Genomic DNA, 13,708 nt, shown 5'->3' with positions numbered 1-13,708 from the left:
TCGGTGCGGGTCAGGGCTTGAGGACGACCTTGTTGCTGCGGTCCTCCTTGTCGCGGAACATCCGGTACGCCTCGGGGGCCTGCGCCAGCGGCAGCGTGTGCGAGACGACGAAGCTCGGGTCGATCTCACCGTTGCGGATGCGCTCGTACAGCGGCTTCAGGTAGCGCTGGACGTGGGCCTGGCCGGTCTTGACGGTCAGTGACCGGTTCATCAGCGAGCCGATCGGGAACTTGTCCATGAGCCCGCCGTAGACGCCGACGATGGAGACGGTGCCACCGTTCTTCACGGCGAGGATCGCCTCGCGCAGGGCGTGCGGCCGCTCGGTCTCCGACATCGTGGCCTGCTTGGCGCGGTCGTAGGCGTGGATGGCGGCGTTCGGGTGATGGGCCTCCATGCCGACGCAGTCGACGGCGGCGTCCGGCCCGCGGCCTGCGGTCAGCTCCTGGAGGGCGTCGAGGACGTCGACCTGCTCGTAGTCGAGGACGTCGGTGGCGCCGGCCTCCTTCGCCTTGTCCAGCCGGTAGTCGAACCGGTCGATGGCGATGATCCGCTCGGCCCCCAGCAGCTTCGCGCTGGCGACGGCGAACTGGCCCACCGCGCCCATGCCCCACACCGCGACGACGTCGCCGGGGGAGATGTCGCAGGCCTCCACGCCCATGTACCCGGTCGGGAACACGTCGGTGAGGAACAGGACCTGCTCGTCGGTGAGGTCGGCGTCGATCGCCAACGGCCCGACATCGGCGAAGGGCACCCGCGCGTACTCGGCCTGGCCGCCGGGGTAGCCGCCCATCATGTGCGAGTAGCCGAAGATGCCGCAGGGCGAGTGGCCCATGAACTTCTCGGCGATGCGGGCGTTCGGGTTGGAGTTCTCGCAGACGGAGAACAGCCCCTTCTGGCAGGCGACGCAGTTCCCGCAGGCGATCGGGAACGGGACGACGACCCGGTCGCCGACGCGCAGGTTGCCCACCCCGCGGCCGACCTCGACCACCTCGCCCATGAACTCGTGGCCGAGGATGTCGCCCTTGCGCATCGTCGGGACGAAGCCGTCGTAGAGGTGCAGGTCGGAGCCGCAGATCGCGGTCGAGGTGACCTTCACGATGGCGTCGCGGTCGTTCAGGATCTGCGGGTCGGGGACCTCGTTGACCTCGACGTGGTTCTTGCCCATCCACTGGGTGGCGCGCACGGGGGTGTCCTTCCGGAGACGGGGCGGGTCAGGAGCGGGGAGCCGCGGGGCGCTGGGCGGCGAGCCGGCCGGCCCTGAGGCCCTCGGGGGTGGCCTCGGAGCGGACGACCTGGCCGGTCTCGACCACCTGCTTGAAGCGGGTCAGGTCGTCGCGCACCTGCTGCTCGGGCGACTGGCCGAACATGCCGGCGACGACCTTGCCGAGCCGGCCGCCGGGCTGGGCGTAGGCCAGCCGCACCCGCACCTCGGTGCCCCGGTCGCCCGGTGCCGGGCGGAACTCCACCCAGCCGGCGTTCTCGATGCCGGCGCCGGCCAGGGAGCGCCACCGGATGCGCTCGCCCGGCGAGTCCTCGACCACCTCGGCGTCCCACTCGACGGTGCGCCGGCCGGGCGCCTCGGCCACCCAGTGCGAGCGCGTCCCGCCGTCGAGCGTGCGCACCTCGCGCACGTGGGCCATGAACTCCGGCAGCCGGGAGAAATCCCGCCAGCGGTCGTAGACCTCCTGCGGGCTCCTGTTCACCGTCGTGGCCGACGAGACGTCGATCGCGCCCTTCCACGGGGCCGAGGAGGGCAGCAGTTCCCGCGCCGGCCCGCGGCTGCCCGGACGGCGGGAGCGCGCGGCGGTGAGCAGGTCGAGGACGGCCAGGCCGGCGACGGCGGCCGTGGCGTTGCGCAGCCGGCGTCCGCGCTCTCCGTCCCGGTGGGAGAGGGCGATGCCCAGGGCGGCGAGGTCCATCGCGTCACCGGCGACCCGGGTCCAGGCCCAGCCGGGGCGGCCGGCCAGCAGCGGCGGTGCGTGCAGCAGTTCGCGCGCGCCCACGACGGAGATCACCGAGAGCGCGGTGGCCGAGTCGTCGACGCCGGAGACCCGTGCGACGCCCTGCGGGTCGCGCAGCATGGCCACCCCGAGGCCGGTGCTGGCCAGCCCCAGGACGCGGGCGGCGCGGCGCAGGCCGGGGCTGACGGGGCGGGAGCTCATGAGGGTCCTCCTGGCTGTCGGTCCGTCGAAGGGACGTGGCGTGACCCGGGGGAAGCCACACGGCGACGGGGTGCGGTGGTCGCGCCGGGGAGGGCGCACGCGGCCGCCCTGGCCGCCTACCCTGCGCCCGCACCCGGAAACGCCGCCGCAGCGGGCACGGGCGGTCATCGGACGGGCACGAAGACGTGGTTCCCGCCGGGGCGTCGCCAGTTCGGCGGAGCCGGTCCCGCCCTTCCGCGGCGCGGCAGAGCTGCCGTACGTAGCCTCGGGTGGTGAAGTGCCCGGGCGGCCGCCGCGGGCCGGGAGTTCTGCCCGTGCCCTCACGAGGGGTGCGTCTCCGTGCCGTGCTCGCCGGAGTGCTGCTGGCCGTCTACGTCGCGCTCGCGGTCGCCGTCCACACCGGGTCGGCGCTGGTCGCGTGGGACCTGGCGATCCTCCGATGGGCACCGGCCGCCCGCTGGCCGCAGTGGGAGCCGCTGCTGTCCTACTGGGTCCTCCTGGGACAACGGCTGGTGTGCCTGGTCGTGATCGGCGGCTGGCTGGCGGTCCGGTTCATCCGGGACCGGGATCAGCGCCCGCTGCTGGTGGTGGCCGCCACGACGCTGCTGCTGAACGTCACCGTGGGCGGGGCCAAGATGGCCTTCGGCCGGCTCGGGCCGCTCCAGCTCGGCGAGGACGCCGTGCTGCCAGGGGCGGCCGAGGTCTTCACCGACGGCATGGTCTTTCCCTCCGGGCACGCCGCCAACGCGGTCGCCATGTGGGGCCTGGTGGCGTACCTGAGCAGACGGCACCGCCGCGGTGCCGCGCTCGTCACCGCCCTCCTCGCCGTCAGCGTCGGGTCGACCACCGTCTACCTGGGCACGCACTGGGTCAGCGACGTGCTCGCCGGCTGGGTCGCCGGAGCGCTGGTGCTCCTCGCGCTCCCCGCCCTCAGCTCCCTCGCCGACCGCGTCCACCGGCGCACGTGGCACCCCGTCCCCACCGACGTGAACGTGCGGCCGTGCGCCCCGCCGGCCCGCACCTGGGCCCGCGACGCGGCCTGAGCGGCTCGGGCGGTGGCGGGCGCGACCGCGGGCGGGCGAGGATGCGCACCATGGCTTCCTCGTTCCCGTCGTCCGTCGGCACCCGCACGCTCGGCCGGGAGGGGCTGGTGGTGTCCGCCCTCGGGCTGGGCTGCATGGGCATGAGCCAGATGTACGGCGCGGCCGACCGGGACGAGTCGATCGCCACCGTGCGCCGGGCCCTGGACCTCGGCGTCACGTTCCTCGACACCTCCGACGTCTACGGCAGCGGACACAACGAGGAGCTCGTCGCCGAGGCCATCGCCGGCCGCCGCGACGAGGTCCAGCTGGCGACGAAGTTCTCGCTGTCCCGCAACGACTCGGGCGGGGTGGACATCGACGGCCGCCCGGAGAACGTGCGCGCGTGCGCCGAGGCCAGCCTGCGTCGGCTCGGCGTGGACACCATCGACCTCTACTACCAGCACCGGGTCGATCCGCGGGTGCCGATCGAGGACACCGTCGGGGCCATGGTCGGGCTGGTCGAGCAGGGCAAGGTGCGGTACCTCGGGCTGTCGGAGGCCAGCGCCGCCTCGATCCGCCGCGCGGTCGCCGTGCACCCGATCGCCGCCCTGCAGAGCGAGTGGTCGCTGTGGACGCGCGATCTCGAAGTGGCCGGGGGCGGTGGGCCGGGCGGGGACACCGTCCTCGCCGTGGCCCGCGAGCACGGGATCGGGATCGTGCCGTTCAGCCCCCTCGGCCGCGGATTCCTCACCGGAGCGATCCGCAGCCCGGAGGACTTCGGCGAGGACGACTGGCGCCGCGGCCACCCACGGTTCACCGGAGAGGCGTTCGCGGCGAACCTCCGGCTCGTCGATGCGGTCCGCGACCTGGCCGCCGCCAAGGGGGTGTCGCCCGGCCAGCTGGCCCTGGCGTGGGTGCTGGCCCAGGGCGACGACGTCGTCCCCATCCCCGGCACCAAGCGCCGCTCCTACCTCGAGGAGAACGTCGGCGCCGCCGCCGTCGCGCTCACCGCCGACGAGCTCGCCCGCCTGGACCACATCGCGCCGCCGGGAGCGGCCGTGGGCGGCCGCTACGTCGACAGCTCCTACGCCTACGGGGACAGCCCGGAGAGATCCGCATGAACGGGTTCCCCACCGCAGGCCGGGAGGACGACGTCCCTCCGTGACCGCGGGCCTGTCGCAGCGGCCGCAGGACCCCCGGTGTTCCGCGGAACCCGGTGGTGCGCGCGGAACCGGGCGGCCGGCGGCACCGTTGACCGGTCAGCGGAGCCGGATCGCGGCTCCCGGCGAGGAAAGGGGCGAGCACACCATGGCGTCGTTGTTCAGCAAGGCCGTCCAGTTCGCCAACAGCCCGAAGGGCAAGCAGGTCCTCCGGCAGGCCACCGACAAGGCCCAGCAGCTGGCGAAGGACCCCAAGACGAAGGCGAAGATCGACGACGTGCGCCGCCGCATCCAGGGCGGCGGCCGGGGTGCGGGCTCCGGCCCGGCGCACTGATCCGGCGGGCCGGCCCCTCCCCGTCAGGCGGGGGTGGGCCGGCTCCCGGTCCGCAGCCGATCCAGGGCGGCGTCGTGCAGCTTGCCGTTGGTGGCCAGGGCGCTGCCGCCGGCCGGGCCGGGGGCGCCGGTGACGTCGGTGAAGCGGCCGCCGGCCTCCCGCACGATCACGTCGAGGGCGGCGAGGTCCCAGATCGACACCTCGGGCTCGCACGCGATGTCCACCGCGCCCTCGGCGAGGAGCACGTAGCTCCAGAAGTCCCCGTAGGCGCGGGTTCGCCACACCGAGCGGGTGAGGCCGAGGAACCCGTCGAGCCCGCCCCGCTCCTCCCAGCCGGAGAGGCTCGAGTAGCTGAGGCTGGCGTCACCGAGCTGCGCGACCTCCGACACGTGGCACCGGGTGGCCGACTCCAGTCGGCGCCCGGTCCAGGCGCCGACGTCCTTGGCCGCCCACCAGCGCCGGTTGAGCGCAGGCGCCGACACCAGCCCGACCACCGGCTCGTCACCGTCGAACAGCGCGATCAGCGTGGCCCAGACGGGGACGCCGCGCACGAAGTTCTTCGTGCCGTCGATCGGGTCGAGCACCCAGCGGCGGGATCCGTGACCAGTCGTCCCGAACTCCTCGCCGAGCACGGCGTCGCGGGTGCGCGCCCGGCTCAGCGTGATCCGCAGCATCTCCTCGACCGCCCGGTCGGCGTCCGTGACCGGCGTCAGGTCCGGCTTGGTCTCGACCGTCAGGTCCTGGGCCTTGAACCGCTCCATGCTGATCGAGTCGGCCTGATCGGCCAGCACGTGTGCCAGCCGCATGTCCTCTGAGTAGCCCCGACCCGACGTCATGGGCACCCAACCTAGCGGGGCGTCAGTCGAAGACGGCGGAACTGACCCCGCTCGGGCCCTCGTACTCGCGGTCCTCGATCCCCTTGAGGGCGTCGAGGACCTCCTTGTCGCCGCCGTGCGACTCGGCGTGCTTGACGATCTCGTCCTTGCCCGCGGGGTAGTCCATGCCGGACAGGGCCTTCTGGATGTCGATGGGGCTCACCATGATCGGATCCCTACCCGCCGGCCGTGCACCGATGCACGGATACCGTCGGTCGCGTGGACGCAGCGACGATCGCGGGACTGCTGGCCGATCCCGTGCGGCTGAAGGTGGTGGCCGCGCTGGCGCTCGGTGCCACGACCATCGAGGAGGTGGCCGCGGCCTCCGGGGCGTCGCTGAAGGACGTCGCGCTCGCCGCCCGGCGGCTGGCCCGCGCCGGGCTGGTCGCCCGCGACGGGCACTCCCTGGCGCTGCACACCGAGCGGTTCGGGGCGGCCGCCCGTGCGGCGGCGGAGGCCGCGCCGCCACCGGAGCCGATCTCCGACGACCCCGCCGCCGATGCCATCCTGTCGGCATTCGTCCGCGACGGCCGGCTGGTGTCGATCCCCGCCCAGCGCAGCAAGCGGCTCGTGGTCCTCGACCACCTCGTGCGCGTGTTCGAGCCGGGCGTCCGCTATCCCGAGCGCGAGGTGAACGCGCTGCTGGCCGTGTGGCACCCCGACGTCGCGGCGCTGCGCCGCTACCTGGTGGACGAGGGCCTGCTCAGCCGGGACGCCGGGGTCTACTGGCGCAGCGGCGGCTACGTGGAGGTCTGAGGCCCCGCCGGGTGTCGGCTCGTGGTGGTGCCCCGGCCGGCCGACACCGCGACGAGTCGACAGGTCGTGACGTCGACAAGTCGCTCGCCCGCGCAGTGGCCGGGCGGCACACTCGCCCCGTGCCCACCCCGTCGGCCGACGCCTTCGCCGCCCTCGCCCGGTCCTCGCCGTGGCGCTGGTCGACCCTGCGCTTCACCGTGTCGTGGCCGGGTGACCCCTGGAAGACCGGCGCCGTGCGCGCCTGGCTGCGTCGGCCGGACGTGCTGCGGGTGGAGACGACCGAGGGCGCGCTGCTGCAGGTCGTCCGGGAGCCGCCGAGGAACGCCGGGCCGGAGCCCGGGCTCCGGGCCGACGGCCTGGTCGCGGAGCGGCGATCGTCGTGGGACCACTCCCTCGACGACCCGATGCACCAGGACTACCACTGGGTGGCGATGCTCGACCCGGTGGAGCTGGGCGACGGACGCGATCCGGACACCCGGTTGCTGGTCTCCGCCCTGGAACTGGAAACCGTGGCGGAGGTCGAGCACGCCGGGCGGGCGGCGTGGGAAGCCCTCGTCCGGCCGACCGACGCCTACGAGCCGCGGTGCGGCTGCTGCCCGCTGCTACGTACGAGGGCCGTCGACCTGGCCGAGTACGGCGCCGACGGCCGGCACCTGCTCGATGCGTACCCCGACGCGTTCCGGGTCCGGCTGGACGCGGAGACGGGGGTCTGCGTGCTGACCGAGGCGGTCGGGGCCGACATCGCGGGACGGGGCCACGACCTGCGGATCGAGGCGGTCGACGAGCCGATGGACGACGACCTCTTCGTCCAGCCTCGTCGGCGCTGGTGACGTGCTGGAACGGCCGCCCCTGCAGGGATCCGCGGTGAGCGTGCGAGCCGTGGGGGCAGGGCGTCCTTCTAGTAGCCGGGACCGACCTGGCCGACCGCGCCGAGCAGGACCCGCAGGGCGCTGAGCTGCTGCTGCCGGCGCGGCGGGCCGGCGGCCGCCCAGGCGTCGAGGGCGCAGTCGGGGTCGTCGGCGGTGTGCCCGCAGCCGGGCGGGCAGTCGGTGGCGGCCTCGGCGATGTCCTCGAAGGCGGAGAGGACGTCGTCGGCGGTGACGTGGGCGAGGCCGAACGAGCGGATGCCGGGGGTGTCGATGACCGTGCCGCCGCCTGGGAGGTCGAACAGCACGGCCGACGACGACGTGTGCCGGCCCTTGCCGATCTTGCTGACGTCGCCGGTCGCCCGGAGGGCATCGGGCACCAGCCGGTTGACCAGCGTCGACTTGCCGACGCCGGACTGGCCGACGAAGACGCTCATCCGGTCGCGGAGCCGGCCGACCAGGTCCTCGAGCGGGAGCTCCCGGGACATCGGCACCGCGTCCAGGCTCAGCCCGGCGTAGCGGTCCAGCAGCGGCTGCGCCGACGCGAGATCGGTCTTGGTGAGGCACAGCAACGGTTCGAGCCCGCCGGCGTAGGCGGCGACCAGGCACCGGTCGAGGAAGCCCAGCGCGGGCTCGGGGTCGGTCACGGCGGTGACGATGACGAGCAGGTCGGCGTTGGCGACGACGACCCGCTCGGTGGGGTCGGTGTCGTCGGCGGTGCGGCGCAGCGACGTGGCGCGCTCCTCGATGACCACGATCCGGGCGAGGGTGTCCGTACGGCCGCTGGTGTCGCCCACGAGCCGCACCCGGTCGCCGACGACGACGCCGTGCCGGCCCAGTTCCCGGGCCCGCATCGCGGTCACGTCGACCGGCCGGCCGTCGGGCCCCTCGACGCGGACGGTCATCCGCCCGCGGTCGACGGCGATCACCAGCCCGGGGACGGCGTCGGCGTGCGTGGGGCGGGTCCGCGTGCGGGGCCGTGAGCCGCGGCGGCTCGGCCGGACCCGGACGTCGTCCTCGTCCATGCGCCGGGACCCTCGCTGGTTGCCGCTCAGCGCGCGCCCCCTCGCTCGCCGAGGAGGGCCGCCCACCGCTCCCGGAAGTCGGGAAGCGTCTTGGTGACCGCCCCGGGGTCGGCCACCCGCACGCCGTCGATCGCCAGCCCGAGAACCGCGGCGGCCATCACCATGCGGTGGTCGGCGTAGGAGCCCAGCACGGCCGGGCGCCGGGGGCCCGGCTCGATCTCCAGTCCGTCGGGGAGCTGGCGGACGCGGGCCCCGACTGCCGTGAGCACCTCGTCGAGGGCCTGCAGCCGGTCGGTCTCGTGCCCGCGGAGGTGCGCGATACCGGTCAGCCGGGAGGTGCCGTCGGCCAGCGCGCACAGCGCGGCCAGCACCGGCGTCAGCTCGCCGACCTCGCCGAGGTCGGCGACGAGCGGTTGCAGGGTGCTGCCGCCGGAGACCCGCAGTCCGCCGTCGGGCGTGCGGGAGACGTCCGCGCCCATCTCCGGCAGCAGCCGGTCCAGCTGGGCGCCCGGCTGCGTGGTGAGCTCCGGCCAGTCCCGCACGGTCACCGTTCCGCCGGTCACCAGCGCCGCGGCGAGGAACGGGGCGGCGTTGGACAGGTCGGGCTCCACCACGCGGTCCACGGCGCCGATGGGGGCGGGGGAGACCCGCCACCCCCGGTCGGTCGCGACCACCGCCACCCCGTGCTCCCGCAGGGTCGTGACGGTCATGTCCACGTGCGGGAGGGACGGGACGCCACCGGCCAGCGCCAGGTCCAGCCCGTCGTCGAAGCGGGCGGCGGCCAGCAGCAGTCCCGAGACGATCTGCGACGACTCGCTCGCGTCGACGGTCACCGCGCCGCCGCGCACCCGGCCGGTGCCGTGCACGGTGAACGGCGCCCGCCCGCGGCCGGCGTCGTCCACCTCGACACCGAGGGCCCGCAGCGCGGCGATGAGCCCCGCGTTGGGCCGCTCGTGCAGCCGGGGGTCGCCGTCGAGCCGCACCGGCCCGTCGGCCAGCGCCGCCACCGGCGGCAGGAAGCGCAGGATCGTGCCGGCCAGCCCGGCGTCGACGGCGGCCGGCCCGCGCAGCGGGCCGGGGGTGACGACGGCGTCCTCGCCGTCGTCGTCGATCCGCACCCCGAGGGCGCGCAGCGCCCCGGCCATGAGATCAGTGTCGCGCGCCCGCAGGGGCCGGACCAGCCGGCTCGGGCCGTCCGCCAGCGCCGCCAGCACCAGTGCCCGGGCGGTCAGGGACTTGGACCCGGGCAGGGTGGCGACGGCGTCGACGGGAGACGGGTGGTGCGGCGCGGACCAGACGTCTGTCACGTGACCTCCTCGCCAGCGCTCGTCGGTCACGTGACAGCGCTGTGCTCAGCGTTCGGGTGAGCTCGCAAGCTCGCTCATCCGCTCAGTCTGCCCGTTGGCCCGCGCCGCGCCTCCCGCGCACTCGATCAGCCAGCCTGCGGCTTCTCGGCCTTCTTGATCGGCACGGTGCGCACCAGCCGCCGGTTGGCGAACTCGAACATCGCGAGCTCGGACAGCTCACGGCCGTAGCCGGAGCGCTTGATGCCGCCGAAGGGCAGGTCGGGGAAGGACGCGGTGGGCTGGTTGATCCACACCATGCCCGCCTCGAGCCGCTCGGCGACGGCGCGGGCACGCTCGAGGTCGCTGCTCATTACGGTCGCGCCCAGGCCGAAGTCGCTGCTGTTGGCCAGTTCCACGGCCTCCTCGGCGTTCCCGACCTTGTACACGACGGCCGCCGGACCGAAGAGCTCCTCGGAATACGCGCGCATCTCCGGCGTGACGTCGGTCAGGATGGTGGGCTCGACGAACGCGCCGGGGTGCTGCGGGCGTCCGCCTCCGGAGACCACCGTGGCGCCCTTGTCGATCGCGTCCTGGATCTGGGCGTGCAGATCCTGCGCCGCGCGCTCGCTGGACAGCGGGGCCAGTGACGTCTCGGGATCGGCCGGGTCGCCGGGTGCGAAGGTGGAGAACGCCTGCTTGAGGCCCTCAACGAAGGGCTCGAAGAGCTCCTCGGTGACGATCAGTCGCTTCGATGCCGTGCACGCTTGGCCGGTGTTCTGCATGCGGCCGGCGGTCGCGGCCTTGACGGTGGCGGCCATGTCATCGGCGTCGAGCACGATGAACGGGTCGCTCCCCCCCAGCTCGAGCACCGACTTCTTGAGGTGCTTGCCGGCCAGGGCGCCCACGGAGCTGCCGGCCCGCTCGCTGCCGGTCAGGGTGACGCCCTGCACCCGCCGGTCGGCGATGACCTGCTCGACGTCGCTGATGCGGAGGAAGACGTTGGTGAACAGGCCTTCGGGCGCGCCGGCGTCGGTGAAGAGGCGCTCGATGGCCTGGGCGCACTGCGGCACGTTCTCGGAGTGCTTCAGGAGGATGCTGTTGCCCAGCACCAGGTTGGGCGCCGCCACCCGGACCACCTGGTAGAAGGGATAGTTCCAGGGCTCGATGGCGAACAGGACACCGACGGGCTGGGTCTCGACGACGGCTTCGCCCTTGCCGAACATCGGGTCGATCCTCGTCGGCTGGAGGAAGTCGGCACCCTTGTCGGCGTAGTACGTCAGGATCATCGAGCAGAGCTTGAGCTCGCCGACGGCCTCCGCGTGGCGCTTGCCCATCTCCCGGGTGATCAGGCTGGCGTACTCGTCGAGTCGCTCGCCCAGCAGCTCGGCGGCGCGTGCCACGATCGCGGTGCGCTCCTCCACAGGACGGCCTCGCCACTCCTGGTACGCGACGTGTGCACGTTCGAGGATGCCGTCGATCTCCCCCGTGTCGAGGAAGGGGAACTCCTGCTCGGTCTCCCCGGTGTAGGGGTTGACCGTCGCGTACGGGCGGGCCGCGGCGTCGCTGGCGGTCTTCGGGTGCTCGGTCGGTGGCTTCTGAGTCACGGTCACGCGGTAATCCTCGTCTCTCGTCGGCTGTTTCGACAGGGGGGCCTACCCGTTCCGGCGGCGGACACGCACGGGTTCCGCGTCGGCGCACGCACCTACAGTGCGAACCGTCAGTCCCGCCCGTCCCCGAGGAGGCACCCGTGTGCGGTCGCTACGCCGCCAGCCGCAGCCCCGATGACCTCGCGATCGAGTTCGAGGCGGTGCCGGCCGGCAGACAGCCGGCGCTGCCCGCCGACTACAACGTCGCCCCGACCAAGGACGTCTACGTCGTGCGGCACGCCAAGGAGCGCGACGCCGAGGGCCGGCCCACGGGCGGCGGCCACCGGGAGGTCCGCGCCGTCCGCTGGGGGCTGGTCCCCTCCTGGGCGAAGGACGCCTCGGTCGGCAACCGCATGCTCAACGCGCGGGTCGAGTCGCTGACCGAGAAGCCGGCCTTCCGCACCGCGGCCCGGTCGCGGCGCTGCCTGGTGCCGGCCGACGGCTGGTATGAGTGGGCCAAGCGGCTGGACTCCCCGGCGAAGCAGCCGTACTTCATCACCCCGGAGGACGGCTCGGTGCTCGCCCTGGCCGGCCTGTGGGAGGTGTGGGGGAGAGGTGAGGACCGGCTCTACTCCTGCACCGTGGTCACCGCCCCGGCTACCGGGGCCCTGACCGAGATCCACGACCGAATGCCGTTGGTGCTGCCGCGCGACCGCTGGGCCGACTGGCTCGACCCGGCCCGCGAGGACGTCGAGGAGCTGGCCCGGCCGACACCGCCGGAGGTGGTCGCCGGTCTGGAGCTGCGGCCGGTCGGGGTGGCCGTGAACAACGTGCGCAACAACGGGCCCCAGCTGCTGGCGCGGGCGGACTCCGTCGAGGCGCCCGCCCGTCCGGGTGCCCTTTCGGTTCCCGTGCGGCGCAGCGACGACCAGCCCGCGCTGTTCTGACGTGGCCGCGGACGAGGTGGCCGCCGGCGCCGCCGCACCCCCGACGGCGCCGCCCCCGGGCGGCGCGCTGCCGCCCTGGATCGCGGCGGGGCTGACCTTCCTCAGCTCCGGCGCGGTGCTGGTGCTCGAGATCGTCGGTCTCCGGCTCATCGCGCCCTACGTCGGCGTCACCGTGCAGACGAGCACCGCCGTGATCGGTTTCGCGCTGGCGGCGATCGCGGCCGGGGCCTGGTTCGGCGGCGCGGCGGCGGACCGCACCGATCCCCGACGCCTGCTGGCGCCGCTGCTGGTGGCGGGTGGTGCGCTGATCGTCGCCGTGCTGCCGCTGGTCCGGTTCACCGGCGACCTCCTCACCGGCGCCGACGCCGGGGGCGTGCTGCTGCTCGCCGCGGTGGCGGTCGTGGTGCCGGCGGCGCTGCTGTCGGCGGTGCCGCCGATGGTGGTGAAGCTGCAGCTGGCCAGCCTCGACGAGACCGGCGCCGTGGTCGGCCGCCTCTCCGGCATCGGCACGATCGGCGGCATCGCGGCGACGTTCGCCACCGGCTTCGTCCTGGTGGCGGTGCTGCCGAGCAGCGTCATCCTGGTCGCCACCGGCGCGGTCACCGTCCTCACCGGCCTGGCGGTGGCCCTGCTCCTCCGGCGCGGGCCGGGCGACCGACCGGTGCCCACGGGGCTGCTGGTGCTGGCGGTGGTGGGCGGCGGGCTGGCCGCCGTCGCGCCCACCCCCTGCGAGGAGGAGACCGCCTACCACTGCGCGCGCGTGGTCGCCGACCCCGAGCGGAGCTCCGGCCGGGTGCTGCTGCTGGACACGCTGCGGCACTCCTACGTCGACCTCGAGGACCCCACCCACCTGGAGTTCGAGTACGTGCGGGCGATCGCCGCGGTGACCGATGCGGCCCTCCCCGCCGGAGAGCCCATCTCGGCGCTGCACCTCGGCGGCGGTGGGCTGACGCTGCCGCGCTACCTCGCCGAGGTGCGCCCGGGCACGGAGAGCCTCGTGGTGGAGGTCGACCCCGGCGTCGTCGCCATGGACCGCGAGCAGCTGGGGCTCGAAACCTCCGCCGACCTGCGGGTGCGGGTGGCCGACGGCCGGGTCGGGCTGACCGAGGAACCGGCGGGGCAGCGCGACCTCGTCGTCGGCGACGCCTTCGGCGGGCTGTCGGTGCCCTGGCAGCTCACCACCCGCGAGGCGCTGGAGCTGATCGATCGCGCGCTCGCCGACGACGGTGTATACGCGGTGAACCTCATCGACCACCCGCCGCTGTCGTTCGTCCGCGCCGAGCTGGCCACCATGCGCTCGGTGTTCGCCCATGTGCTGCTGCTCGCCCGCGCTCCCGTGCTCTCGGGGGAGGACGGCGGCAACGTGATCGCCGTCGCGTCCCAGCAGCCCCTGCCGGCCGGCGCGATCGCCGCCGCGCTGACCGACCGGGACCTCGCCTGGCAGGTCGCCGAAGGCGCGGAGCTGGACCGGTTCGTGGATGGGGCCGAGGTGCTCACCGACGACTTCGCGCCGGTCGACCAATTGCTCAATCCGTACGGCTGAGTGGACGCGCGCGGATGCGACCAGCGACCGGCCGCTGCTGACCGCGCTTTCCCGGACGCGAAGAACCGCGCCAGGGATTCGGATCGCCGCAGATCGCGACCGCTTGGGCGCGCAGGGGGCGTACTCCGCTCGCGGGTGGCAGCCGT

14 protein-coding genes are annotated in these 13,708 nt (G+C 74.2%); 7 read left to right on the top strand and 7 right to left on the bottom strand.

Annotation, left to right across the window (positions count from 1 at the left end; translation table 11 throughout):
* Window positions 1-10: 10 nt before the first annotated feature.
* Together ABC795_RS13940 and ABC795_RS13935 are read right to left on the bottom strand one after the other, a co-directional pair.
* Window positions 11-1,183 carry a zinc-dependent alcohol dehydrogenase gene (locus ABC795_RS13940; RefSeq protein WP_347057789.1) on the bottom strand — a complete coding sequence of 391 codons (1,173 nt, stop codon included), beginning with the start codon at window positions 1,181-1,183 and terminating at the stop codon, window positions 11-13.
* Window positions 1,184-1,211: 28 nt separating this feature from the next.
* The gene (locus ABC795_RS13935) at window positions 1,212-2,162 is read right to left on the bottom strand and encodes an SRPBCC family protein (RefSeq protein WP_347057788.1); all 951 of its coding nucleotides are present in this window, start codon (window positions 2,160-2,162) and stop codon (window positions 1,212-1,214) included.
* Window positions 2,163-2,491: 329 nt separating this feature from the next.
* Here ABC795_RS13935 and ABC795_RS13930 point away from each other — a divergent pair, with 329 nt between their 5' ends.
* From ABC795_RS13930 to ABC795_RS13920, 3 genes are all read left to right on the top strand, one after another.
* On the top strand, window positions 2,492-3,205 hold the full coding sequence (locus ABC795_RS13930; RefSeq protein WP_347057787.1) for a phosphatase PAP2 family protein: 714 nt from the start codon (window positions 2,492-2,494) through the stop codon (window positions 3,203-3,205).
* 50 nt (window positions 3,206-3,255) lie between these two features.
* Window positions 3,256-4,305, top strand: coding sequence for an aldo/keto reductase (locus ABC795_RS13925; RefSeq protein WP_347057786.1), 1,050 nt, complete (start codon window positions 3,256-3,258; stop codon window positions 4,303-4,305).
* Between the two features lie 187 nt (window positions 4,306-4,492).
* Window positions 4,493-4,678, top strand: coding sequence for a hypothetical protein (locus ABC795_RS13920; protein WP_347057785.1), 186 nt, complete (start codon window positions 4,493-4,495; stop codon window positions 4,676-4,678).
* A 23-nt stretch (window positions 4,679-4,701) separates the two neighbouring features.
* Here the strand turns inward: ABC795_RS13920 and hisN are convergent, their stop codons facing one another.
* Entirely contained in the window at window positions 4,702-5,484 is a 783-nt protein-coding gene (hisN, locus tag ABC795_RS13915; protein WP_347057784.1) for a histidinol-phosphatase, read from the bottom strand.
* 52 nt (window positions 5,485-5,536) lie between these two features.
* Window positions 5,537-5,719: a DUF2795 domain-containing protein gene (locus tag ABC795_RS13910; protein WP_347057783.1), complete on the bottom strand. Its 183-nt coding sequence runs from the start codon at window positions 5,717-5,719 to the stop codon at window positions 5,537-5,539.
* 53 nt (window positions 5,720-5,772) lie between these two features.
* Here ABC795_RS13910 and ABC795_RS13905 point away from each other — a divergent pair, with 53 nt between their 5' ends.
* A complete protein-coding gene (locus ABC795_RS13905) occupies window positions 5,773-6,309 on the top strand; it encodes a DUF2087 domain-containing protein (protein WP_347057782.1) in 537 nt (178 codons plus the stop codon).
* 119 nt (window positions 6,310-6,428) lie between these two features.
* On the top strand, window positions 6,429-7,139 hold the full coding sequence (locus ABC795_RS13900) for a hypothetical protein (protein ID WP_347057781.1): 711 nt from the start codon (window positions 6,429-6,431) through the stop codon (window positions 7,137-7,139).
* A gap of 68 nt (window positions 7,140-7,207) precedes the next feature.
* On the opposite strand, the gene rsgA is transcribed toward ABC795_RS13900, so the two are convergent.
* The 3 genes from rsgA to ABC795_RS13885 form a co-directional block, all read right to left on the bottom strand.
* Complete coding sequence (gene rsgA / locus ABC795_RS13895; protein ID WP_347057780.1) at window positions 7,208-8,200, bottom strand: ribosome small subunit-dependent GTPase A; 993 nt, start codon at window positions 8,198-8,200, stop codon at window positions 7,208-7,210.
* Between the two features lie 26 nt (window positions 8,201-8,226).
* Window positions 8,227-9,507 (bottom strand): 3-phosphoshikimate 1-carboxyvinyltransferase, encoded by a 1,281-nt coding sequence (aroA, locus tag ABC795_RS13890; RefSeq protein WP_347057779.1) that lies wholly within the window; start codon window positions 9,505-9,507, stop codon window positions 8,227-8,229.
* Between the two features lie 125 nt (window positions 9,508-9,632).
* The gene (locus ABC795_RS13885) at window positions 9,633-11,096 is read right to left on the bottom strand and encodes an NAD-dependent succinate-semialdehyde dehydrogenase (RefSeq protein WP_347057778.1); all 1,464 of its coding nucleotides are present in this window, start codon (window positions 11,094-11,096) and stop codon (window positions 9,633-9,635) included.
* A gap of 137 nt (window positions 11,097-11,233) precedes the next feature.
* Here ABC795_RS13885 and ABC795_RS13880 point away from each other — a divergent pair, with 137 nt between their 5' ends.
* The gene (locus tag ABC795_RS13880; RefSeq protein ID WP_347057777.1) at window positions 11,234-12,019 is read left to right on the top strand and encodes an SOS response-associated peptidase; all 786 of its coding nucleotides are present in this window, start codon (window positions 11,234-11,236) and stop codon (window positions 12,017-12,019) included.
* Window position 12,020: 1 nt separating this feature from the next.
* Window positions 12,021-13,562 (top strand): fused MFS/spermidine synthase, encoded by a 1,542-nt coding sequence (locus ABC795_RS13875; RefSeq protein WP_347057776.1) that lies wholly within the window; start codon window positions 12,021-12,023, stop codon window positions 13,560-13,562.
* Window positions 13,563-13,708 lie beyond the last annotated feature (146 nt).

Source organism: Blastococcus sp. HT6-30 (assembly GCF_039729015.1).
Lineage (GTDB): Bacteria > Actinomycetota > Actinomycetes > Mycobacteriales > Geodermatophilaceae > Blastococcus.
The sequence above is the reverse complement of the archived record's forward strand: the minus strand, read 5'-3'. Positions and strand labels throughout refer to the sequence as shown.

What these genes read in the sequence shown, in the direction of transcription:
- ABC795_RS13935 (WP_347057788.1), bottom strand. Translation starts at nt 2,162, where the DNA reads ATGAGCTCCCGCCCCGTCAGCCCCGGCCTGCGCCGCGCCGCCCGCGTC.
- ABC795_RS13920 (WP_347057785.1), top strand. Translation starts at nt 4,493, where the DNA reads ATGGCGTCGTTGTTCAGCAAGGCCGTCCAGTTCGCCAACAGCCCGAAG.
- hisN (WP_347057784.1), bottom strand. Translation starts at nt 5,484, where the DNA reads ATGCGGCTGGCACACGTGCTGGCCGATCAGGCCGACTCGATCAGCATG.
- ABC795_RS13925 (WP_347057786.1), top strand. Translation starts at nt 3,256, where the DNA reads ATGGCTTCCTCGTTCCCGTCGTCCGTCGGCACCCGCACGCTCGGCCGG.
- rsgA (WP_347057780.1), bottom strand. Translation starts at nt 8,200, where the DNA reads ATGGACGAGGACGACGTCCGGGTCCGGCCGAGCCGCCGCGGCTCACGG.
- ABC795_RS13910 (WP_347057783.1), bottom strand. Translation starts at nt 5,719, where the DNA reads ATGGTGAGCCCCATCGACATCCAGAAGGCCCTGTCCGGCATGGACTAC.